Annotated in this window: 22 protein-coding genes, 1 pseudogene and 1 riboswitch; of the genes and pseudogenes, 10 read left to right on the top strand and 13 right to left on the bottom strand. The window is 52.1% G+C overall.

Going from position 1 to position 19,712, the window contains the following annotated elements:
* Positions 1 to 29: 29 nt before the first annotated feature.
* The 3 genes from V7723_RS07685 to V7723_RS07675 all read right to left on the bottom strand — a co-directional run bounded on the left by V7723_RS07685 (position 30) and on the right by V7723_RS07675 (position 2,575).
* Complete coding sequence (locus V7723_RS07685; protein WP_335683868.1) at positions 30 to 713, bottom strand: energy-coupling factor ABC transporter permease; 684 nt, start codon at positions 711 to 713, stop codon at positions 30 to 32.
* Positions 714 to 767: 54 nt separating this feature from the next.
* A riboswitch (cobalamin riboswitch) is annotated at positions 768 to 975 on the bottom strand.
* Positions 976 to 1,095: 120 nt separating this feature from the next.
* Positions 1,096 to 1,806, bottom strand: coding sequence for an alpha/beta fold hydrolase (locus V7723_RS07680; RefSeq protein WP_335683867.1), 711 nt, complete (start codon positions 1,804 to 1,806; stop codon positions 1,096 to 1,098).
* A gap of 55 nt (positions 1,807 to 1,861) precedes the next feature.
* Positions 1,862 to 2,575 carry a cupin domain-containing protein gene (locus V7723_RS07675; RefSeq protein WP_335683866.1) on the bottom strand — a complete coding sequence of 238 codons (714 nt, stop codon included), beginning with the start codon at positions 2,573 to 2,575 and terminating at the stop codon, positions 1,862 to 1,864.
* A gap of 157 nt (positions 2,576 to 2,732) precedes the next feature.
* Here V7723_RS07675 and V7723_RS07670 point away from each other — a divergent pair, with 157 nt between their 5' ends.
* The 3 genes from V7723_RS07670 to V7723_RS07660 all read left to right on the top strand — a co-directional run bounded on the left by V7723_RS07670 (position 2,733) and on the right by V7723_RS07660 (position 6,843).
* Positions 2,733 to 3,329, top strand: coding sequence for a TetR/AcrR family transcriptional regulator (locus tag V7723_RS07670; protein WP_335683865.1), 597 nt, complete (start codon positions 2,733 to 2,735; stop codon positions 3,327 to 3,329).
* Positions 3,330 to 3,409: 80 nt separating this feature from the next.
* Positions 3,410 to 4,657, top strand: a complete 1,248-nt coding sequence (locus V7723_RS07665; protein WP_335683864.1) for a cytochrome P450 — start codon at positions 3,410 to 3,412, stop codon at positions 4,655 to 4,657.
* A 287-nt stretch (positions 4,658 to 4,944) separates the two neighbouring features.
* The gene (locus V7723_RS07660; protein ID WP_335683863.1) at positions 4,945 to 6,843 is read left to right on the top strand and encodes a methyl-accepting chemotaxis protein; all 1,899 of its coding nucleotides are present in this window, start codon (positions 4,945 to 4,947) and stop codon (positions 6,841 to 6,843) included.
* Between the two features lie 107 nt (positions 6,844 to 6,950).
* On the opposite strand, the gene V7723_RS07655 is transcribed toward V7723_RS07660, so the two are convergent.
* A complete protein-coding gene (locus tag V7723_RS07655) occupies positions 6,951 to 7,337 on the bottom strand; it encodes a TIGR03067 domain-containing protein (protein ID WP_335683862.1) in 387 nt (128 codons plus the stop codon).
* A gap of 197 nt (positions 7,338 to 7,534) precedes the next feature.
* Between V7723_RS07655 and V7723_RS07650 the strand changes: the two genes are divergently transcribed.
* On the top strand, positions 7,535 to 8,284 hold the full coding sequence (locus V7723_RS07650) for an enoyl-CoA hydratase/isomerase family protein (RefSeq protein ID WP_335683861.1): 750 nt from the start codon (positions 7,535 to 7,537) through the stop codon (positions 8,282 to 8,284).
* Positions 8,285 to 8,290: 6 nt separating this feature from the next.
* Here the strand turns inward: V7723_RS07650 and V7723_RS07645 are convergent, their stop codons facing one another.
* The 4 genes from V7723_RS07645 to ygfZ all read right to left on the bottom strand — a co-directional run bounded on the left by V7723_RS07645 (position 8,291) and on the right by ygfZ (position 12,418).
* On the bottom strand, positions 8,291 to 9,535 hold the full coding sequence (locus tag V7723_RS07645) for an MFS transporter (protein ID WP_335683860.1): 1,245 nt from the start codon (positions 9,533 to 9,535) through the stop codon (positions 8,291 to 8,293).
* Positions 9,536 to 9,626: 91 nt separating this feature from the next.
* On the bottom strand, positions 9,627 to 10,100 hold the full coding sequence (locus V7723_RS07640) for a GNAT family N-acetyltransferase (RefSeq protein ID WP_335683859.1): 474 nt from the start codon (positions 10,098 to 10,100) through the stop codon (positions 9,627 to 9,629).
* Between the two features lie 64 nt (positions 10,101 to 10,164).
* On the bottom strand, positions 10,165 to 11,019 hold the full coding sequence (locus V7723_RS07635) for an inositol monophosphatase family protein (protein WP_335683858.1): 855 nt from the start codon (positions 11,017 to 11,019) through the stop codon (positions 10,165 to 10,167).
* Between the two features lie 421 nt (positions 11,020 to 11,440).
* Positions 11,441 to 12,418 (bottom strand): CAF17-like 4Fe-4S cluster assembly/insertion protein YgfZ, encoded by a 978-nt coding sequence (ygfZ, locus tag V7723_RS07630; RefSeq protein ID WP_443024203.1) that lies wholly within the window; start codon positions 12,416 to 12,418, stop codon positions 11,441 to 11,443.
* A 15-nt stretch (positions 12,419 to 12,433) separates the two neighbouring features.
* On the opposite strand from ygfZ, the gene pyrC reads away from it, so the two are divergent.
* Both pyrC and V7723_RS07620 read left to right on the top strand, forming a co-directional pair.
* Positions 12,434 to 13,507: a dihydroorotase gene (pyrC, locus tag V7723_RS07625; protein ID WP_335683856.1), complete on the top strand. Its 1,074-nt coding sequence runs from the start codon at positions 12,434 to 12,436 to the stop codon at positions 13,505 to 13,507.
* A gap of 66 nt (positions 13,508 to 13,573) precedes the next feature.
* Positions 13,574 to 13,819 (top strand): DUF6868 family protein, encoded by a 246-nt coding sequence (locus V7723_RS07620; protein ID WP_335683855.1) that lies wholly within the window; start codon positions 13,574 to 13,576, stop codon positions 13,817 to 13,819.
* Positions 13,820 to 13,824: 5 nt separating this feature from the next.
* Here the strand turns inward: V7723_RS07620 and V7723_RS07615 are convergent, their stop codons facing one another.
* On the bottom strand, positions 13,825 to 14,142 hold the full coding sequence (locus tag V7723_RS07615) for a hypothetical protein (RefSeq protein WP_335683854.1): 318 nt from the start codon (positions 14,140 to 14,142) through the stop codon (positions 13,825 to 13,827).
* 182 nt (positions 14,143 to 14,324) lie between these two features.
* Between V7723_RS07615 and V7723_RS07610 the strand changes: the two genes are divergently transcribed.
* Together V7723_RS07610 and V7723_RS07605 are read left to right on the top strand one after the other, a co-directional pair.
* Positions 14,325 to 14,744 (top strand): hypothetical protein, encoded by a 420-nt coding sequence (locus V7723_RS07610; protein ID WP_335683853.1) that lies wholly within the window; start codon positions 14,325 to 14,327, stop codon positions 14,742 to 14,744.
* A gap of 245 nt (positions 14,745 to 14,989) precedes the next feature.
* Entirely contained in the window at positions 14,990 to 15,790 is an 801-nt protein-coding gene (locus tag V7723_RS07605; RefSeq protein ID WP_443024202.1) for an endonuclease/exonuclease/phosphatase family protein, read from the top strand.
* A 158-nt stretch (positions 15,791 to 15,948) separates the two neighbouring features.
* Here the strand turns inward: V7723_RS07605 and V7723_RS07600 are convergent, their stop codons facing one another.
* Entirely contained in the window at positions 15,949 to 16,401 is a 453-nt protein-coding gene (locus tag V7723_RS07600; RefSeq protein WP_335683852.1) for an Lrp/AsnC family transcriptional regulator, read from the bottom strand.
* 60 nt (positions 16,402 to 16,461) lie between these two features.
* Between V7723_RS07600 and V7723_RS07595 the strand changes: the two genes are divergently transcribed.
* Complete coding sequence (locus tag V7723_RS07595; protein ID WP_335683851.1) at positions 16,462 to 17,202, top strand: AzlC family ABC transporter permease; 741 nt, start codon at positions 16,462 to 16,464, stop codon at positions 17,200 to 17,202.
* A complete protein-coding gene (locus V7723_RS07590; protein ID WP_335683850.1) occupies positions 17,199 to 17,495 on the top strand; it encodes an AzlD domain-containing protein in 297 nt (98 codons plus the stop codon). The genes V7723_RS07595 and V7723_RS07590 overlap by 4 nt, the downstream gene beginning before the upstream one ends.
* A 138-nt stretch (positions 17,496 to 17,633) precedes the next feature.
* Here V7723_RS07590 and V7723_RS07585 read toward each other — a convergent pair whose 3' ends face one another.
* From V7723_RS07585 to V7723_RS07580, 3 genes and pseudogenes are all read right to left on the bottom strand, one after another.
* The gene (locus tag V7723_RS07585; protein ID WP_335683849.1) at positions 17,634 to 18,749 is read right to left on the bottom strand and encodes a hypothetical protein; all 1,116 of its coding nucleotides are present in this window, start codon (positions 18,747 to 18,749) and stop codon (positions 17,634 to 17,636) included.
* Positions 18,750 to 18,814: 65 nt separating this feature from the next.
* A pseudogene (locus V7723_RS19775) lies at positions 18,815 to 19,036 on the bottom strand (glyoxalase); the annotation flags it as partial.
* 94 nt (positions 19,037 to 19,130) lie between these two features.
* A partial coding sequence (locus tag V7723_RS07580) for a glutathione S-transferase family protein (protein ID WP_335683848.1) occupies positions 19,131 to 19,712 on the bottom strand: 582 nt, incomplete at its 5' end.

Raw genomic sequence — 19,712 nt, 5'->3', positions numbered from 1 at the left:
GTCCTTCAGGGTCGCTGATCAGCTGCTGATCAAACGCTTGGCTGATATAGCCGTTTTTGGAATACGCCGCTGTCGCGGAACTTGTCGATATTCTTGGCGACGGCAAGGACGCCGAGATCGGCCAGAGGCTCGACCACAATCACCAGCATATAAGCGGCGCTAAACGCACTGATCTGTGCCAGATTTTCAGCACCGAAGCCATTGCCATAGAAAGCCCAAAAGGCAACCCAGACAACGATACCGCCTTGATAGGCTGTTGAAAGTGCAAGCGCCTGTTTATATGTCACGTCTTTATAGGCGATATTCGCCGGGATAATCTTCTTGGCAATCAGGCTCATGGCAAACAGCGGCAGAATCAGCGTCGTGATGTTCATGCCGTATTGCGGCAGATCGATGGGCGCGAAGAAAACGCCTTGAAGGAGCAATCCCGCCATCAGGCCAATGGCGGCCGGACCGGCCCCAAAAATAAGGAACAACGTAGATCCAAGAATGAAATGCACTTCTGATACGCCAACGGGATAATGCGGCAAGATCTGAAAGAAACTGAAAACCAGGACAGTGGTGATCACCGAGCGGACCGCGAGAGGCGGTAGCCCGCCGTCTTTCCTGACGGTGTCCATGGCCATTTTTGCAGCCAGTCCAAGGGTGCCTAAAGCGGTTGCGTAACTGAGGGCAATTTTGGCGCCGTCAACAACTCCGGGTTCGATATGCATGTCATTTCCTTCTCTCTTGCACCCATCGTGCAGTGAAGGCGCCAAATAAGGCGCCGGGTCGGTTGCTGTCGGGCAGGTCTCCTGACTCACGCTTTAGCACCGACATTCGCCTTCCCGGATTGCTCCAGTGGCATGCTGAATGCGGCTCGCGTTCACAGTTGCGAGGGCAGTCACGGATCAGGGCAACTAGCAAGCTCCCTACCGTGTTCCCTTTTAATTCCGAAGGCGTCGCCTTCTTGAAACCCGACCCTAAATCTATAGTCGCCCCATTCTGCAAATACAATCAGAAAGAGCGAAGCACTCTTGTTTTTAAGATGACGCGAAAAAGCCGGTGCTGCAGTGTGGCAGCACCGGCTTTCGGTGGATCTCTTGCGCACCCTGTTTACATCATAAATCGGGCGACTTTTTCAGGCACAGATAACGTCGGAAAATGCCCGGCATCCAGATCAAAGACCTGGTCGACGTTCCAGTTGCGTATCATTTGATCCTGCGCCGCAGGGGAGATCATCTTGTCAGCGGTAGTGCGCAAATAGATTTTCGGGACCGAGCCGAAATTTTCTTCGGTCACGGTGATGCCCGCGACAAAAGGCGCCGTGGCCTGTTGCGCCGCCATCAACGGGAGAGAATGCTGAATTCTCGCTTCCTCAACATCATGAAAAGCGAAGGCGCGCACGGTTTCCTCCGACGCCGACGCGTAGCTCTGGTCGTCGGAAAAGGTAATGGCGGAGAGAAACTTACTTTCCGTGTCTCGCTGCATCGCAGCCAATGCATTATCGCCATTTTTTAGCAGAAACGCCGTCACGTAAATCAGTTTCTCGACTTTTTCCGGTAGCTGCTCCGCCGCCTCAGAAATAACGGTGCCAGCCAGGCTATGTCCGGCAAGGATGGCCTTTCCATCAACATCTCGAAGCGCTTGAACGACCGTATCAGCATAGCTTGCCAAGGTGACTTTGGAAATTTCCTGAGGATTGCCGTGGCTTCCGGGAAGATCAACTGTGGTAACCGTATGACCTTTTGCTGTCAGGTAAGGCGCTGTGAATTCCCAGGCCCAAGACCCTTCCCACGCACCATGAACCAATATGTAATGTGACATTTTTCTCTCCAGTCCGGGCTCAAGGGCCCGGGATAAATAAGGTTGTTGACCTCTGCTAACTCAAATGAAAGGTGACGATTTTTGCCGGAATCTCGTCAGAGACATTAACGATTTGGGCTTCCGTTCCGGCAACGGGCACCGCGAAGCTTTTTCCAGCAACAATGCGTTGAGTGGGCTGTCCCTTGACGCGAAGCTCGACAATTCCTTCGGCAACGACACCCATGACGGGCTCGAACGTATCAAGGAGCAAGCTGCCGCTTTTGGCAACGTCGTTGGTATATACATCGACCCGGTCAAACATCTCGTTGGCGATTTTCACTGTTGGCAGGCTGCGGCGATCGATGGCTTCTGTCGGTTTTTTCTCGAAGACGATAAAGGGCTCGCCCTGTTGCTGCAGATTGAAATCGATGAAGATAGCTTCTTCCGTTGCCGAGGCATTATCGAAGCGCAGGATCCGTTTGTCCGTCGGCTCGAAAAACGCATCACCTTCGCGTAAAATTTGTGGCTTTTCGCCTTCCACTTGATAGATGATCTCACCTTTCGCCACATAGCCGACGGCGGGCGCTGTATGGGTATGGATCGGGGCCACTTGGCCCGGCTTGAAATGAAAGTCACCGACTTCCACCTGCACGACTTGCCGGGAGGCGAAGTCTGCAGACAAAAGCTTGACGGAGTTTTCACCGGCATGGGCTGGGGCCGCGCCGACAAGCAGCGCGGCGACAGATGTGGCAATTGCGATATCGCGAAAGGTTTTGAACGTTCTGGTCATTTTTCTAGTCCTTTGTTTGGCGCGGGAACTACTCCCTAATGCCTCATTTTCACGGTCGATTTCTTTTAAATAACGATCGTTATGTAAAGAGATATAATTAGCCATTGCCTTTTTGTCAACAATAAAATAACGTTCGTTATTCAATAAGGAGAAAACCATGCGCTACAAACCCGGACAAAAGCAGGAAACCAAACGGAAAATGACCGTCGCGGCCAGTCAGACTTTCCGTGAATTTGGATATGCTGGCGTCGGCGTTGATGGCCTTGCCAAAGCGGCGGGGGTGACGTCGGGCGCGTTCTATACGCATTTTGGATCAAAAGAAGCCGCCTTTGCTGCGGCGCTTGATTTGGGCTTGGATGAGGTGATTGAGGCCGTTCCGCAATTTCAGCGCGACCATGGCACCCGATGGATACAGGCCTTTGCCGACTATTACCTGGGTAAGGCGCATCGCGAAGACCTGGGCGGCGGCTGTGCCATGACGGCACTGACACCGGAAGTGATCCGCAGCGCGTCGCCATTGCATGAATCATACGAAGAAAAAATGACGCAGATCGCCGCCCTCATGGCCCGCGGGCTAGCCGAAGATGCGGCGGCGGATCGGGTGAATCGGGCCTGGGCGGTATTGGCTGTTTTGATTGGCGGGTTGAGCCTGGCGCGGGCAATGAGCAGCGCTACGGTCATCGACGCCATATCCAAAACCGTGATTGACGCTGCGTTAGTTGCGGCTGGACCCGCTGTTTCTGTGGCGTTCTAAGATAAAGCGTTTAGAATTGTGCCGTTTTTCGCTATGCTGATCGCAGGGAAATGGTCTGATCATCAATAAGGGGAAAACCCATGAGCGAAGTGAAGCAACCTGTCGGCATCGACGTGTCCAACATTCCGGTTAACGAAATTGATGTCAGCGATCCATTGCTCTATCAGGACGACAGCTTCTATCCGTTATTCCAGCGATTGCGCAAAGAAGACCCGGTACATTTCTGCGCGGAGAGTTTCTTTGGTCCGTTCTGGTCCATCACCAAATATGATGACATCATGAAAGTCGAGCTGGATCACGAGACCTATTCATCTGAAGCACAACTGGGCGGCATCACCATTCGGGATAATCCGTTCGGCAATCAGATGGCCAGCTTTATCACCATGGATCAGCCGCAGCATACGGCGCAGCGCAAAACTGTCGCGCCGGCGGTCGCGCCCATGAACTTGCGTAAGATGGAGGAGATGATCCGCACCCGGACCATCGAGGTGCTGGACAGCTTGCCGCGGGGAGAGACTTTCGACTGGGTCGACAAGGTGTCCATCGAACTGACTACCATGATGCTGGCGACGCTTTTTGATTTCCCGTTCAATGACCGGCGATTGCTCACCTATTGGTCTGATGTGGCGACGGTGAATTTCGATGCCCCCGACGCCATGGTCAAGGATGATGAGGAACGCATGGCGGTCTTGCAGGAAATGGGCGCCTATATTGTCAAACTATGGGCGGAGCGGACTGAGGGTGAGGTTGGCCATGACATGATCTCTATGATGGCGCAGGGCGAGGCGACCAAAGATATGGATCATATGAATATCATCGCCAATTTCGTGCTGCTGATCGTTGGCGGCAATGATACGACCCGTAATTCCATGAGCGGCGGCCTGTTGGCGATGATCGACAACCCCGATCAATATGACAAACTGCGGGCCGATCCGGCGCTGATGAAGACCCTGGTGCCGGAAATTATCCGCTATCAGTCCGCCATTATCCATATGCGCCGGACGGCGTTAAAGGATACCGAGCTTGGCGGCAAGAAAATCTCCAAAGGCGACAAGGTCGTCATGTGGTATGTGTCCGGCAACTGGGATGAAGAGGCGATTGAGGACCCGGATAAATTTATCATCGACCGCAAAAAAGCCCGCCGTCATCTGGCTTTCGGTGCCGGTATCCATCGCTGCGTCGGCGATCGGTTGGCCGAGCTACAATTGCAGATCCTGTGGGAGGAAATCCTCAAGCGCGACATGAAATTCGAGTTGATGGGCCCGCCGCAGCGCATCTTTTCCAACTTTATCCGCGGCATTAAAAGTATGCCGGTAAGGATCATGTAACGGCACTTGCGCGAAGAACCAATTTTTCTGGCACGTCGGGCTGAGCGTTAAATTGGTCATAAGGCGGTAGTTTTGCTAACGAAATACCCGTCGGGTAAAACACACCCTTGCGCCGCCGGTTGGGCGACCTGGTAAAATTATCGATAATTATCTGATATTTGTCTCCATTAATAATATTTTAATTATCTTATTCTTAAATGAGCTCCTCGACGCCAAATCATTTTACTGCTTCCGAGCCGTTTTGTGGGTGGTGATAACGGTTCGTTTCTAAGTATGGAGTTAGTAGTATGTTGAAGTTTCTTTCAGGCGGTAAATCCGTTATTTCCAATCAAAATAAAAGCGGTAAAGTTGACAAGCGAGAAGTTGAGGCAATGCTCTCGGCCCTCGACAAATCACAAGCAATCATTCATTTCAAAAAAGACGGCACGATCCTCGATGCCAACGAGAATTTCCTGAATGCCCTGGGATATGCCCATGAGGAAATTGTCGGCAATCACCACAGCATGTTCGTTGCCCCGGAAGAAGTGAATGGCGCCGAGTATGCCAATTTCTGGGCAGCTCTAGGACGCGGAGAATTTCAAGCCGCAGAATATAAACGTATTGCAAAAGGCGGAAAGGAAATCTGGATCCAGGCATCCTATAATCCGATCGTTGATAAATCCGGCGCTGTTTCAAGAGTGGTTAAATTCGCGACGGACATCACCGAGCGAAAGATGCAGAACGCCGACTATGAAGGACAGATTGACGCGGTGAACAAATCACAGGCTGTCATTTCCTTCAATCTCGATGGCACGATCATCGACGCCAACGAAAATTTTCTGAGTACATTGGGCTACAGTATTGATGAAATTCGCGGCGAACATCACCGTAAATTCGTCGAACCCTCTTTTGCTGGCAGTTCTGAATATAAGGAGTTCTGGGCAGCGCTTGGCCGGGGTGAATTTCAGTCTGCTGAATATAAACGTCTTGGAAAAGGCGGTAAGGAAATCTGGATTCAGGCCTCCTATAACCCTATTTTCGATCCCAGTGGCAAACCGATAAAGGTGGTTAAATTCGCAACGGACATTACTGATCGCGTCTTGCAGAATGCCGACTACGAAGGCCAGATTGACGCCGTGAACAAATCACAGGCCGTAATTTCGTTTAATCTTGATGGCACGATCATCGACGCCAATGATAATTTCCTGGGCGCCGTGGGTTACACTATTGATGAAATACGCGGCGAACATCACAGTAAATTCGTCGAAGCCTCTTTTGCCGGCAGCTCTGAATATGCGGAATTTTGGGCCGCGCTCGGCCGGGGTGAATTCCAGGCTGATGAATATAAACGCATTGCAAAAGGCGGCAAGGAAATCTGGATTCAGGCGTCCTATAACCCGATTTTTGATCCGAGCGGCAAACCCTTTAAAGTCGTCAAATATGCGACCGATGTAACGGCGCAAGTGATCGCCCGCCATGAAGGAGAACGGGTTGGCAAGATTGTCGATGAAAATCTTGGAAAAATTCTGTCTTCTGTTGGCGATGCCAATTTGCAGGCGACATCTGCGGTGACCGCATCCGGTCAGGCCTTGCAGACTGTGCAGTCCGTTGCTGCCGCCGCTGAGGAATTCCAATCCTCCGCGCAGGAAATTTCCCGCAGCATGTCAGCGTCGAAAACCGAAGTAGACAAGGCCAATCAAGAAGCCGCCAACGCTGATAACTCAACCAAGGAATTGTCGACAGCAGCGCAAGCCATGAGCAGTATCATCGAGGTTATTCAAGGGATTGCGGCACAGATTAATCTGTTGGCCCTGAACGCAACGATCGAATCTGCCCGCGCCGGTGAAGCCGGTAAAGGATTTGCCGTTGTGGCCACGGAAGTTAAATCACTGGCGAGCCAAGTTGCCAATGCCACGGATCAGATCTCCACGGAAATCAATGGTATGCAGTCCATCAGTGATAATGTGGTCGAAAATCTAACCAGCATTCGAACGGCCATCGTTGCGGTGGAAAGCAGCGTGACGTCCGTTGCCGGTGCGGTGGAAGAACAAACCGCCACCACTAAGGAAATCACTCAAAGCATGCAACAGGCCGCATCCGCAGTGGGTGAGATTAATGATAATCTCAGCACGATTTCAACGTCTGTGGATGATGCCAATAAATATGCTAAAGAAGGCACGGAATTGTACCGCAGCATGAACGGCTAGTTCTTATCAGTCCCCCCGGCTCGATACATCGAGCTGACGCCTGGCGGTCTTGTCCCTAGCAAGACTGCCAGGCATTTTTATGTCTCATGTGACCGATACCGACCTGGTTAGTCGGCGACACGGCGGTACTGGATCAGGATACAATTCTGTCTTTCCCCGTCCGTAAAACCTGTTGGCCGAGGCAGGGACATATCCCGGGCATTATCGCAAATGGTCAAGTGATCATCAGTGACTTCATAGATGCCGAGCCAGTAACCAGCCATAAATTCGGTTTCAGATTGCTCAAAATCAATATGAAGTGGATCGTTGGCATTGGGCACGTGGTATTGCCCGCCAAAAATCTGCGAGCCGCCCTTGTCAATCCGGAAATGGTCACCTTCGAAGTTGAGGCGCTGGCCGACGACGGGAACGATTGTTTCTCCGTTGACGGAAGCGGTTTCGACACGCCATGTGCCCTGGAGTTTCTGATTGTTGGTTTGTGTTAGAGTGCTCATCTTACCCTCCTAACGCTGCTTTATGTAGCAGTTCCATATTCTTTAGTTAAGCAGCTGGAAAGCTGCCCGCAAGGGGCCAATTGGGGCAATATTAGGGCGATTTTTCCGGGCGAATGTTTGCCCCTGTTTGCAGAAGATCCAAATTCCGCTAGTCTGATGTCTGCCAATAAAGAACCCCATAACAAGGAGGCACCAAGATGAGCGCATCACCGACATCTACCGTTACCTATGAAAGCCGCGACGGCGTGGCCATTCTTACCCTGACGGGGCCGAAGGATCTGAATATTCTCACCCATGAAATGGTCGACGCCTTGCGCGCCGCCTGGCACCAGTTTAATGCCTCCGACGACAAGGTGGCGATCCTGACCGGCGGCGGGGACAAGGCGTTTTCCGTCGGCGCAAATCTTGCCGATCCGCCTGACCTGTGGAAATTCGTTCCCGGTATCGGCGTACCGGTGGAGAAACCGGTGATCGCCGCCGTTAATGGTATTTGTGTGGGCGGTGCCGCAGTCCTCGTTCAGTTTTGCGATCTCTGTATCATGTCAGAGGAGGCGAAATTTACCTATCCCGAAGCCAAGGTTGGTTTGTCCGGCGGCCTGATCACCTCGCTGGCCGCCCGTATTCCGCACAAGGTGGCCATGGAATTTATCTATGGGCTGGCCGATATGGATGCGGCCCGCGCCTATGAGGTTGGCATGGTCAACAAGGTGGTGCCGAAAGCCGAGGTGATGGATGCTGCCATGGCCTACGCCGTTGAGCTGCGCGACAGTGCGCCGATGGTGCTGACCATGGTCAAACGTTTTGTGGGCGAGGTGATGGCCAAGGGACCGTCGGAGCGGGCCGGTATTTCTCTTAGCCAAACCCGTTCCGTGCTGGAAAGTGAGGATTTCGCCGAGGGCGCCGCCGCCTTTGCCGATAAGCGCGATCCGAAATTCACCGGCACCTGAGTCCGGTTATTCTCGGTCCAGCAATTTCGCCATGTCGGGCCCGCGCCAGAGAAGCGCGATCAAGGCCATGGCGACCAGCGCGCTGATAACAGAGACGATAAACGGCAGGTGAATGTCCACAGACATCAGCCAACCGCCAAGCAGTGAGATAATCCCGGCTCCCAGCGTAAACAACGCGACGCCGACGCCCATAACCCAGCCCTGCTCGGTGTCGTCCACAGCCTTTGAGAACAGGGTTAGCATGGTCGGGTAATACAGCGCGAAGGGAACAAAGAAGGTGGCAATCAGCACATAGGCCAATATCGGGGAGGGATTAAGGATGGAAAGTCCGGCACTGAGCGCCATGATGCTAAGGCTGCCATACAGAACGGGAAGCCGGCCCACTCGCGCGCTGATCGGGCCGACCAGAAACGCACTGACCGTCCCCATGGAGAGGCCGAGAACAACCATGGTAAAGGCGTTTTGCAGGGTATCAAATTGAAACTTGCTAAAGAAATACGTATCCATGAAAACGTAAAACCCGGACAGGGTTAGCTGCGCGAAGAAAAACACCGGCGCCAGTTTGAGAACAAGCGGCCGGTCCACCATATGCCACATGGTGATAAAAATCTCAGCCGGTTTGAACGTGAAGGGCGGCCGTTCAACGGGGAGTTCGCGATAAAAGAACAAGATCAGGATCGTCCCGGCCACCACCATTGCTGCGACCAGATAAAAGGGGAGGGCGGCGGACGCAAAACGTCCGAATATAGCTGGATCAGACATCAGGCCGCTGATCAACGGACCGGCGACCATGCCGATACTGACCGCCAGCAACACCAGCCCCATAAAGCGAATTTTCTGTTCGTCATTTTCACTCAGATCAACCAGCGCGGCTTGCGCGATAGGCTGGTTTCCCGCAGTAAATCCGGACAGGATCCGGGCAATGATCAGCAAGGTCAGGCTGTTGGTATCAAGGGCGATAATGGTCAGGATATACGCCAGTAACGCGCCGACAAGGCAGATCAGCATCGCCGCTTTACGGCCAATATAGTCGGAAATTTTCGAGATATAGGCGGCACCGAAAAACCAGGCAACAAAGAAAACCGCCATGGTCAGGCCAAAATTAAATTGTCGGGCCGCTGTGGTGGTCTCGCGTGGCAAGAAATCCTGCGCCGGGCTCATAATGATCGTATTCAGGATCGGAATGACAAGACCCTGACTCATGATGTCGAGGAAAACCACGGACAGCAGCGCGAATTTTGTAAGGTTCATACCGATGCCATCCACTTTCTTAATGAGTAACTGTGCTCTCTTTTATAATGAAGCGCGGGAAAAGGGCAAGTTGGGGAGATGAGGTATCCCTTCATTCAGTCTCTAGCCGGTATTTGAGAAACATCACCCCGTCATAGTGTACCTCGCCCATATATTTGGCACCGAGCCTGTCAAGCGCGCCTCGGTTTTTACGAGAGGGCGGCAGCAAAAAAGTCACAAACGGAATGCGCTCATCCGCAATCGCGAAATCAAGTGCCTTTTTTACGATGCGCGGGCCGAGTCCAAAAGTGTTGGGTTGCAGAACTAGCCCCAAATCCCATTCCTCGCCTTCCTTTTGAAAGCCGCCCCATCCAATATATTGTCCTTCCGCCAGTATAGCCCAGTGCCCTAGTCCGTCCCGGCGCCAGCATTCTTCCTTTGCGTTGACGAATTCGGTCACAGTTGTTTCGGTCCAGTCACCTGTCAGAAGGGGCATATGTTTTGCGACCCGTGGATCGGACATGTGAACAATAATCAAACCCGGATCGATTGTTGGCAGTCTTGTAAACGTAATTTCCTGCGTCATTTGGGTCTCGGTTTTTAGGTGGTTTAAAGGATCAAGCGTTAAAACAGGGGAAAAGGTTGGGAGCTCAGAGGACAAATGACCTCATATTTGCAATTTTGGGTGACTGCGTGAGAGGGGTGATAATTTGGGTCATCACCTGCGCCATGATTGTCTGATTTCGAGCGACAACCAGTCCTTCATATATGTCCTGGTACTGAAACTCTGTGCCGTCCCATCTGTTAAAAACGGCTCCCTGATTGGATAGCAACGCTAGCCCGGGAAGATGATCCCAAGGATAGGTTATCTTATAGATGAGAAAATCCAACTCACCCTCCAACATGCGGTGGTAGGTGATAATCGAAGGCTGGCTGGCGATGTCGAGGGAGATATCAGGGGCGTCGATTTTCAGAGTTTGAACTTCTGGAAATTGGAACAGCTTTTTACCAATTGTCCCGGTGATCTTTTTCCTGGTGTGATCCTTATACCGGATCGGGGCATGGTTGATCGTGATCCCGTCGCCTTTATGAAAAACGGTTAGTTTTTTTTTGCAAATTTCGTAGAAAAAACTGGATAGGATTTCCTCGGCTACTATCAAACAACACATAATGCCGAAGCCTTCTTTGCCGGCTATGAAATTATTCGTGCCATCAATGGGATCGACAACCCAAACCGGTCGATCCGGTTGGCTGAGATGGTCAAGAATTTCCGGTGTTTTTGCATAAAGTTCCTCACCGATAAACAGACTATCCGGGAGAATGGATACAAGTCCCTTATGCAATAAGTCTTCAGCTTCCTGATCCGCAATGGAAACGGGATCCTGTTTTGAGTCCTTATAGGATATGTCGGTGGCTTGCAGGTTTTTGAAATACGGAAAGATACAGTGATCCCCGGTTTTTATAATGAGGGATTCCACGGCAGATTTCTGAGCGTCATTCAACATGAGTATCTGTCCTGATAATGAGAATAGCCGGCAATGGCAGGTGACAGGCGTAAATAAACAGAAGGTGAGGTTATTCGTCCCAATACCCGAGGTTTACTATGCTGCAAATAAGCATGTGAATAAAGTTCAGTCAACTCTGATGGGAATGGCCGCAAAAGGCGAGCCCGCGATCAAGCGGCAAACGCCTGCAAAACGGGCACCCTCATCAATGAGGCGCACTCGTGCGGCAAGATTAGACTTGACTTATGTATCTTTGTATGCTAGTAATAAGGGTAAGATGAAAAAGCGTTCGGGGGCAGCTACGGACTGACGGGCGCGATTTCGAATTCTGAACTTACCCGTATTTATGAGTTATTAAGGTGTTATGCGCACGGATTTCGGTCTCCTGCGAGAGGGTAGGGCATTTCCGTGACGGTTAGGGTCAGAGGGCGGTGAGATAATTCGGTTTCGTAAATACAATTCCTGCGGGTTCTAGTATGCCCTCAATACCGTCGACAAACCGGTCGATACGGGTGAGGGCGAGGCCGTGGCCATTTTGCACGGAACGGACGACGGCGATCTCTTTGCCATCCAGCGTGATGCTTTGGCCGGGGGTCAGCTCTCCGTCAAAACGGATCTGGAACAGGCGCTTCTTAATTTTCGCCCGATGTTTGGTGCGGGCGGTGAGTTCCTGTCCTACATAACAGCCTTTGCTGAAACTAACGCCGTTCAGTTCCTCGAAATTGGCTTCCAGCAGGAAGTTCTTTTCCGGAATGATATCGGTGCCGCCTTCGGGGACACCGTGGGCGATGCGATAGGCGTCATAGTCGGCAAACGGAACCTCTGTTGCCGCCGTTGCGGGTTTACGGCCGCGCGGGGTGAGGAGGCGCGTGCCCATGGCATTGAGCCGCGGGTCGACATAGCTCAGACCATCGCCGGTTTCGGTGACGGTGCCGGCTGCCGCATCGGGGGGCGTGCCGAACAGGGCGTAAATATCAAACTCACCGTCGGCAAGGGTTACGTCGGCGCGAAGTTTATACATGGTCAACCGCCGCAGCAGGTCGGCTTTGCGATCCGTCGCCACATCGAGGAGTATCTGGTCCCCCCATTTGATAACCATGAAGTCATGCAGGAATTTTCCCTGCGCCGTTAGCAAAGCCGCATACATGGCGTGGGTGTCGGTGGCCTCAGCCATATCATTGGTGATCAGGTTTTGCAGGAACTCGACCACATCGGCGCCCGTCAAAGTCAGGATCGCGCGAGTGTCAAGAAAGGTTATCTGCTGCGTTGTCATGAAGTGATCCCGTTGTTGCCGCGCCCCGGCAATTATTCGATAATTAACAGGTAAGCGAGGTTCGCCCCCTTGGCAAGAGGGGAGCGGAGTATTATGAACTATCAGGATATCTTTTTTTAACGTCACAAAATGGGTTTTTCAATGACTGCTTCCGATTTTGCCGCTGCGTCCGGGCCTCTGGTCATCCGGCGGCCCGATGATTGGCATGTGCATTTACGGGATGGTGAGATGCTGAGCTGCGTCACCGGTTATACGTCGGCGCAGTTTGCCCGGGCCATTGTCATGCCCAATCTGGCCCCACCCGTTTCAACGGTCGCGGCGGCGACCCGCTATCGCGATCGGATTTTGGCGGCGGTTCCGGCGGGACATGACTTCACACCCTTGATGACCTGCTACCTGACCGACGGGTTGGATCCGGCAGAAATTGAGCGCGGGCATAAAGACGGCGTGTTTACGGCGGCGAAACTCTATCCTGCCCATGCGACGACAAATTCGGCCCACGGCGTCACCGATATCAAGAAAATCTATCCGCTGCTGGAGGCGATGCAGCGCCTGGGCATGCCGCTGCTGGTGCATGGCGAAGTGACCGATAAGCATGTGGATATCTTCGATCGCGAAGCTGTGTTTATCGAGACAATTATGGCGCCGTTGCTGGCGGACATGCCGGAATTGAAAGTGGTGTTTGAACATATCACCACATCCGAGGCGGCAGATTTTGTCGCCACCGGCGGGTCCAATCTAGCGGCGACTATCACCCCGCATCATCTGGCCTTTAACCGCAACGCAATTTTTGAGGGCGGCATCCGTCCGCATTTTTATTGCCTGCCCATCGCCAAGCGCGAAACCCATCGATTGGCGCTTCGCAAAGCCGCCACATCGGGATCGTCAAAGTTTTTCCTCGGCACCGACAGCGCCCCCCATGCGGCGGCGGATAAGGAAACCGCCTGCGGTTGCGCCGGTCTGTTCAATGCGCCTTACGCGCTGGAAAGCTATGCAAGAACCTTTGAGGAAGAAGGCGCGCTGGATAAGCTTGAGGCGTTCGCGTCTGAAAATGGTCCGCGCTTTTACGGCCTGCTGCTGAATGAAGATTTTGTCACCCTGACCCGTCAACCTCAACAAACCCCGGCAACCATCGACGGCCCCAACGGACCGCTGGTGCCGTATCTCGGCGGCGAAGAACTGGCTTGGAGCTTCACCGGAAAGTCGGTAAGCTAAGCCAGTAAGAGGCGATCGCGCACATCGATCGCCATCACGAGGCCCAGATAATAAGGAATTTCCGATATGGTGGAATTAACTGGTTTAACAAGTTTTTTCGGATGGATGTCCGCGATTAATATCCTGGTGCTGATCATCATAGCCTTGGCGTTGATGACCCTGCGCGGCGTGATCGCACCGTTGCATTCGAAACTGCTGGGCGTGCCCGAGGCCGATTTGCCGGGGCTGTATTTTCGCTATGTGGCCAATTACAAAATCGCCGTCATTGTGCTAAATCTGGTGCCGTATGTGGCCCTTAAACTGATGGCATAGAACCCTTATCCAAAGGCCGGGACGGTCTGTTTCAGGTCCGGATCGTTATGGATAAAGGTGAGGGAAATGCTCACGCGGATATCGCCGCCGTCACCCGCTGGCGGCGGGGTTTCTGTTTTTGGGGAATACCCCGCCTGCTCCAGCGAGGTTATAAAATCCGCGAGGGAGACCATCGGCAGTTCCACATTCAAGGTTGCCGCCATATTGGAAAACAGCGTGTGATCAACACTCCAGCCACCCTGTTCCGACACATAATCGCGAACCTGCGATAGCGCCGTGTTGCGCTCGATCTTTGTGACAATGCTCAGCCGGAAAAATTGCATCTCATCTCGTTTCAAGAACCCGCATGGCTGCCACAGAGTATAATTCCCGCGCGACAGAAAAAGAAGCTAATTTTGACCGTCCCGCACCTGCACTTTTCATAAAAATATGACCTGTGAGGTAATTGTCGGCTTTCACAACGCCTTTTAAAGACGGGGGACTGAAAGAAACAAAGGAGCGTTCCATGTCCCAACAGGCAACCATCATCTGGCTGAAAACCGCCACCGTCCTTCTCATCATATTTGGCCTTCTTGGTCTGACCGGCACAATGGCCGTGACCCTGTGGCCATCGCAACTGTTTATTGACCTGGCCTTCTGGCCAGTGGACGGCGGCCCAGATGGAAGTGGCCCGGCAACCCGGTTGATGTTTGGAATTTTTGGCGGTGTCCTGACCGGTTGGGGCGTGCTGATCTGGCTTGTGGTGACCCGGCTTTATGCGCGCGAGCCGGCGCTGGCCCGACGCATGATCCTGATCAGTGTCTGCAGCTGGTTCGTGCTGGACAGTCTTGGCTCCATCTTGTCCGGCGGCGCCATGAATGCCGTCTATAATATCGGTTTCCTGCTGATGTTCGTCATCCCCCTCTGGCGCGCGCCGGCGCCTTGACGGTGCGGTGGATTGCGCAGCATTAGCCGTATTTGACAACCGAGAATATCCGCGAGCACAAGTTGAACTTTCGAGAAAGCGACGATCGGATCGGGGTCGGTTTTGGGGCGTCAGCACTTCGTCTTTTTTATGCCAGAAGCAGGCATTAGCGCAATTTGAAGCGAACGACAACGCCGAACCTTTATTGCACTTTGGTTCGGATGCTGCGAATGTCCGCTTAGATCAAATTTAACAGGAGCGTACTTTTGCAGATCATGTGCTTAAACGGTTGGGGTGGAAAGCTGCACAACGAATTATTGCCATATGTCGCGTCATCAGCCCCCGATGTTCTATGTCTTCAAGAGGTGGTACACAGCCCCGAAAGAGACAAAGATTGGCTGACCTATCGCGACGGCGACCACGTATTGCCCCAGAGGGCAAACTTCTTTCGTGATGTATGCAATGCTTTGCCAGATCATGTCGCAACTTTCTGCCCTGCTTCTCAGGGTGTTCTTTGGGACGACGAAACATCGGTCTCGTCGCAGTGGGGACTTGCCACATTCGTCCACAAATCCACTCCAATTATTGAGCAGGCGCAGAGCTTCGTTCATAAAGAATATTCACCCGTGGGATATGGCGATCATCCACGTTCGCGCAGTGCACATGGCGTCAGGGTCTATGATTACAAACACAATCGTCCAGTTAGCATCACCCATATGCACGGATTGCGCGACCTGAACGGAAAGATGGATACTCCAGAGCGTGCTATTCAGGCACAAAGACTCCTTGGCCTATCTAAGCAAGTTTCCAAGGCCGGTGATTTGTCGGTGATATGCGGGGATTTCAATGTCAAACCGGACAGCGCAACTTTGACAACGCTCAAGGAAGCCGGAATGGTTGAGTTAGTGACACATCGCGGTTTCACCAGCACCCGAAATTCTCACTACAAGAAGACCGAGAAGTTTGCGGATTACATGCTTATTAATCGGGAAGATGAAGTTCAGGACTTCCACGTGGTTTATGATCCAGAGGTGTCAGACCATTGTCCTCTGATTTTAGAGCTGTAGTTTTTTTCAAACTGACATGATTAAAAGCGGACATAACGCAGTCGCACCGGTGATGGCTGCTTCGTGCCAGTAGGCGACATTGAGGAAAGATGTCGAAGGTCAGCTCCGAGCCTATTTTACTTCTTTGCTGCGATGTGGCGACTGACGGGTTTCGGAAGTCAGATAGGAAGTTCCAGAGTCGCTTTCTCCGTCGAAATCACAATCGAAGTCCGAAATTTTCTGACGTTCTTGTCTGCGAAAAAGAACCGATGTGTGAAAGCTTCGTAGTCTCCAATGTCTTTGGCAACTACGATCATCATGAAATCGCCGTCCCCAGCAATGCAATAGAAATTCATCACTTGTCGATCCTGTCGGGCTTTCCTTTTGAAAGCGTCAATCTGGTCTAGGCGGTCACGCTCCAGTTCAACTGAAACCACCGCTGTAATGCCAAATCCCAGTTTTTGCTGATCTAGAACAGCAACTTCCTTTTTGATGACACCATCATCGCGCAAGACCTTCAACCGTCTTTGAACCGATGCAGTGGAAGCCCCGATATGATCCGCCAATTCTTGTATTGAAGTCCGCGCATTTTGTTGCAGAACCGCCAATAACTTATAGTCAGACTGATCCATGATCGCCTTTCTTCCAAAACTGAATAATTTTGATATAATTCAATCATATTATAGAAAAATTTGGCGTATAGTCTATCACTAAAAGCCGCTAACCTGCTCGTCATGAAACATGGTGCTATCGCAATCCTTCCCCTCGCTGCCGGTGCAGCCGTCTATGGCTTTGCATTTGGTCTGTTGGCGGCTCAAGTTGGTTTTCCGTGGTGGGGCGTTGCTCTTATGAGCAGTCTTGTTCACGCAGGATCATCCCAGATTGTTGCTGTCGAGCAATTTTCGGGAACATCTGCGGTGGTCGGCGCGGCACTTGCAGGTGCAGCCCTGAATCTTCGTTACATTGGGATTGCTGCATCGCTATCGGAAGTGCTGGGTGGGCTTTCTCTTCGAATGAAACTGTTTACGATCCATATTACGGGCGATGAAAACTGGGCTTTAACGATGGCCGAACGCGCGAAAAACCCAGAAATCGGTGCGGGTTTTCTGATCGGCTCAGGCCTTGTGATGATCTCTGTTTGGACTGCCTCAACAGCGCTCGGAGCGGTTGCAGGTTCAACATTACCAAATCTTGAGCAGTTTGGGTTGAGCTTCGCATTTACTGCGGCCTTCATCGCAATGGCGCGAGGCCTATGGCGTGGCCATGCAAACCTTGTTCCGTGGGTCACCAGCTTCGCCATCACAATAGGTGCTGTCACCTTGGGCGCACCGAAGGCTTACGCAATCGTTGCAGGGGCTGTCTGTGGCCTCGCCATTTCGCATATCGTCAGAAGCAGAAGCAGCAGTAGAAGTAGACGAAAACTCGCATCATGACGTTTCCATTTTGGATGTTAATCCTTGTGCTTGCCATAGCTGCGTTCTCAATCAGGGTGCTGGGGCTTTTTGCGGGTGATGCGATCAAGTCGTCCCGCTTCTCATGGATGCTGGATGATATGCCCGGTCTTATCGTCGTCTCACTGGTGGCCTCGTCGCTTGCGGATCAATCTATCGGAACCTGGATCGCAGCAGCCGCTGCGCTCGCTGTCGCATATGTCACCAACCACGTGATATGGACCATGTGCGTTGGTGTTGCTGCATATGGTGGGCTGGTGTGGGCCGGATTGTGAGATCAGCGCAAGCCAACATTTGGGATGCTGTTGCTACAAGTTTGCTAAGTGCCAACAGCAGACATACTGATCTTTGCCAGTCATACTTAGAAATTCGCTACCTTGTTCATATTTAGACTGAAGCGATTACCGGTAATTTTAATACCGACGCAGGACTAGTGTCATCGAATGGTTATCGAAGATATACCGGTCCGGTTCAGCAACAAACAGCTGTTCAAGGCGGGCAAAAAAGGTTTCCGTCAGCCGGTCCACATCATTGATATTGGAGGCCGACGGTTCGAAAAGCCCTTTGCGAAAAGAAGATTCCGAAAAACCGCGCGCAAACGCCGCATAGGACTTCGCGTAGCCAGTTTTATCACTATTCTCCTGTAACAACTGTGCATACGGGTTGAGAACGAGCTCGTTGACGAGTTCCACAATCTCGAACGCCGCTTTAAGATCCGGTTCGCTTTCGAGAGGTGCCCTTATCTCTTCTACCTCCCTAAAATAAAGCGGGAAGACAAACATTTCCAGGCTCTTCGAGTCGATCAAGCCCTCCGCCGCCATATTTTCTGCGATATGCCAGAAGGCCCGGTAAAGCCGATGTCCACCCGCCGCAAGCCCGCTGGGGTCATCAGGGTTTTTGATGGCGGACATAGCCTCTATGACAAGCAGCCCACCCGATCTCACTTCCTCGGCCCGTCGACGCAAAAAAAGGCTCCAATCCTGCTTCGCCTTTTCCCGAATAGCATCGCGAGCTGGCCCGATCATATCAGCATAAAACAATGTATTTGGAGACGACAGGCGGATGCCCCCGTCGAGCCAATGAGAAGCCATGAACGACATGCCCAGATCAATCGAACCGGTGCTGGCAACCAGATCAAAAAAACTACCAACCGACGCCTCAGGACGCACCTGGTCGATATCTCGTAGATACCCTTCCGGACCATTGATGTTGGAAAACAGGTCGTTCCAATCGTTGCCGATCTGATCGTTGTGCACAGTAACAACCGGCATATCCGGGCTGAGTGTCCGGATCTCCTCCAATACAGCGTGAAACGCCGCCATCGAATTTCTTCCAGGGCCGCAGCCATAATCAATTACGCGGAGTTCCGGCCGGTTCAAATCAAGCTCTTGAACTGACCGTCTAAGCCGTTCGATCTGCGCAAATACGGCATTGCGTTGGATAGCGGAATAGTGGTCGTAAAAGCCTTGGCCGCCCATACCTTCGGTCGCACGGGAACCTTGACTACTGGATAATATTTTTTCGGTCATGACAAACCCCCTTCTTTCAAGTCGCTCAAAGCCCGATCTACATGTTCTTTGGAAAAATGCTCAGCAATTTTATCTCCGGTAGACATATGAGCAACTTTGAATGCCTCCCCAACCCTTACCAAAAACATCGATACACATTTGACCTATTGGTGTATCTGATTCTTCGGTAATTACAGCGGGCTCCATTATGTGATACCAGCCCATGACTTCACTGTAAACCGGGCGGCTTTCTCTACATCAGGAACAGAAATTCCGATGTGTGAGAATGTTCTTGAGTAGGTACTCATCGTAATTCTTTTGCTTAAAATTCGAAGTCTATGGTTGAAAAGGTTTTTACATATTATGCGCGACAAACAGCTAACTAAGACACATTCATACTTGTCACGCGGCAACAAACCGATTTGGATCCGGAAAATGGGTCGGTAACTGCCTTTGCAAAACACTGGCGACATCAATCACATACTTATCACCTGCCATTGGATAGCGTTGCTTGGACTGCAGATAGCCGGCAATTCCTGGGGCGCCCAGAACGCGCTCATGCAGGGTTGCTAAAAGTGGTGTGTCCGCAAGAATATCCGGCGCCCAGTCCAGATAGGCGGTCAGTGCTTCGGCAAGTACAACATCGGCGAACGTAAGGCGCTTGCCGACACAAAAGCCCGAAATGTTCTCGGCCAGCCGTGCCTCGAACCTCGGTCCGAATTTCTTAAAGCGGTCCCTCAGGGTTGCCAATGCAATCTCTTTCGTCGGTTGGAATGCAGCCTGCATTGCCGTCTCGGCAAAGTCGGCGACGGCGCCAGCGATCATGTCACACCAAAGCGCGTCTATATTGGTATCGCCATAAAATTCATAACAGCGCGCCAGGTAGCGGATCATCCCAGTCGATTGGCTCAGGTTCAATCCATCGATTTCAAGAAGCGGCATCTGATCGAATGGCAGCTTACCACTAGCACGCAGTGCAGCGAG

Origin of the sequence: Sneathiella sp. (assembly GCF_036960985.1) — a bacterium.
GTDB lineage: Bacteria > Pseudomonadota > Alphaproteobacteria > Sneathiellales > Sneathiellaceae > Sneathiella.
This window is presented reverse-complemented; position numbering and strand designations above follow the sequence as displayed.

Coding starts and splice junctions, on each gene's coding strand:
- V7723_RS07685 (WP_335683868.1), bottom strand. CDS start 713: ATGCATATCGAACCCGGAGTTGTTGACGGCGCCAAAATTGCCCTCAGT.
- V7723_RS07680 (WP_335683867.1), bottom strand. CDS start 1,806: ATGTCACATTACATATTGGTTCATGGTGCGTGGGAAGGGTCTTGGGCC.
- V7723_RS07675 (WP_335683866.1), bottom strand. CDS start 2,575: ATGACCAGAACGTTCAAAACCTTTCGCGATATCGCAATTGCCACATCT.
- V7723_RS07670 (WP_335683865.1), top strand. CDS start 2,733: ATGCGCTACAAACCCGGACAAAAGCAGGAAACCAAACGGAAAATGACC.
- V7723_RS07665 (WP_335683864.1), top strand. CDS start 3,410: ATGAGCGAAGTGAAGCAACCTGTCGGCATCGACGTGTCCAACATTCCG.
- V7723_RS07660 (WP_335683863.1), top strand. CDS start 4,945: ATGTTGAAGTTTCTTTCAGGCGGTAAATCCGTTATTTCCAATCAAAAT.
- V7723_RS07655 (WP_335683862.1), bottom strand. CDS start 7,337: ATGAGCACTCTAACACAAACCAACAATCAGAAACTCCAGGGCACATGG.
- V7723_RS07650 (WP_335683861.1), top strand. CDS start 7,535: ATGAGCGCATCACCGACATCTACCGTTACCTATGAAAGCCGCGACGGC.
- V7723_RS07645 (WP_335683860.1), bottom strand. CDS start 9,535: ATGAACCTTACAAAATTCGCGCTGCTGTCCGTGGTTTTCCTCGACATC.
- V7723_RS07640 (WP_335683859.1), bottom strand. CDS start 10,100: ATGACGCAGGAAATTACGTTTACAAGACTGCCAACAATCGATCCGGGT.
- V7723_RS07635 (WP_335683858.1), bottom strand. CDS start 11,019: ATGTTGAATGACGCTCAGAAATCTGCCGTGGAATCCCTCATTATAAAA.
- pyrC (WP_335683856.1), top strand. CDS start 12,434: ATGACTGCTTCCGATTTTGCCGCTGCGTCCGGGCCTCTGGTCATCCGG.
- V7723_RS07620 (WP_335683855.1), top strand. CDS start 13,574: ATGGTGGAATTAACTGGTTTAACAAGTTTTTTCGGATGGATGTCCGCG.
- V7723_RS07615 (WP_335683854.1), bottom strand. CDS start 14,142: ATGCAATTTTTCCGGCTGAGCATTGTCACAAAGATCGAGCGCAACACG.
- V7723_RS07610 (WP_335683853.1), top strand. CDS start 14,325: ATGTCCCAACAGGCAACCATCATCTGGCTGAAAACCGCCACCGTCCTT.
- V7723_RS07600 (WP_335683852.1), bottom strand. CDS start 16,401: ATGGATCAGTCTGACTATAAGTTATTGGCGGTTCTGCAACAAAATGCG.
- V7723_RS07590 (WP_335683850.1), top strand. CDS start 17,199: ATGACGTTTCCATTTTGGATGTTAATCCTTGTGCTTGCCATAGCTGCG.
- V7723_RS07585 (WP_335683849.1), bottom strand. CDS start 18,749: ATGACCGAAAAAATATTATCCAGTAGTCAAGGTTCCCGTGCGACCGAA.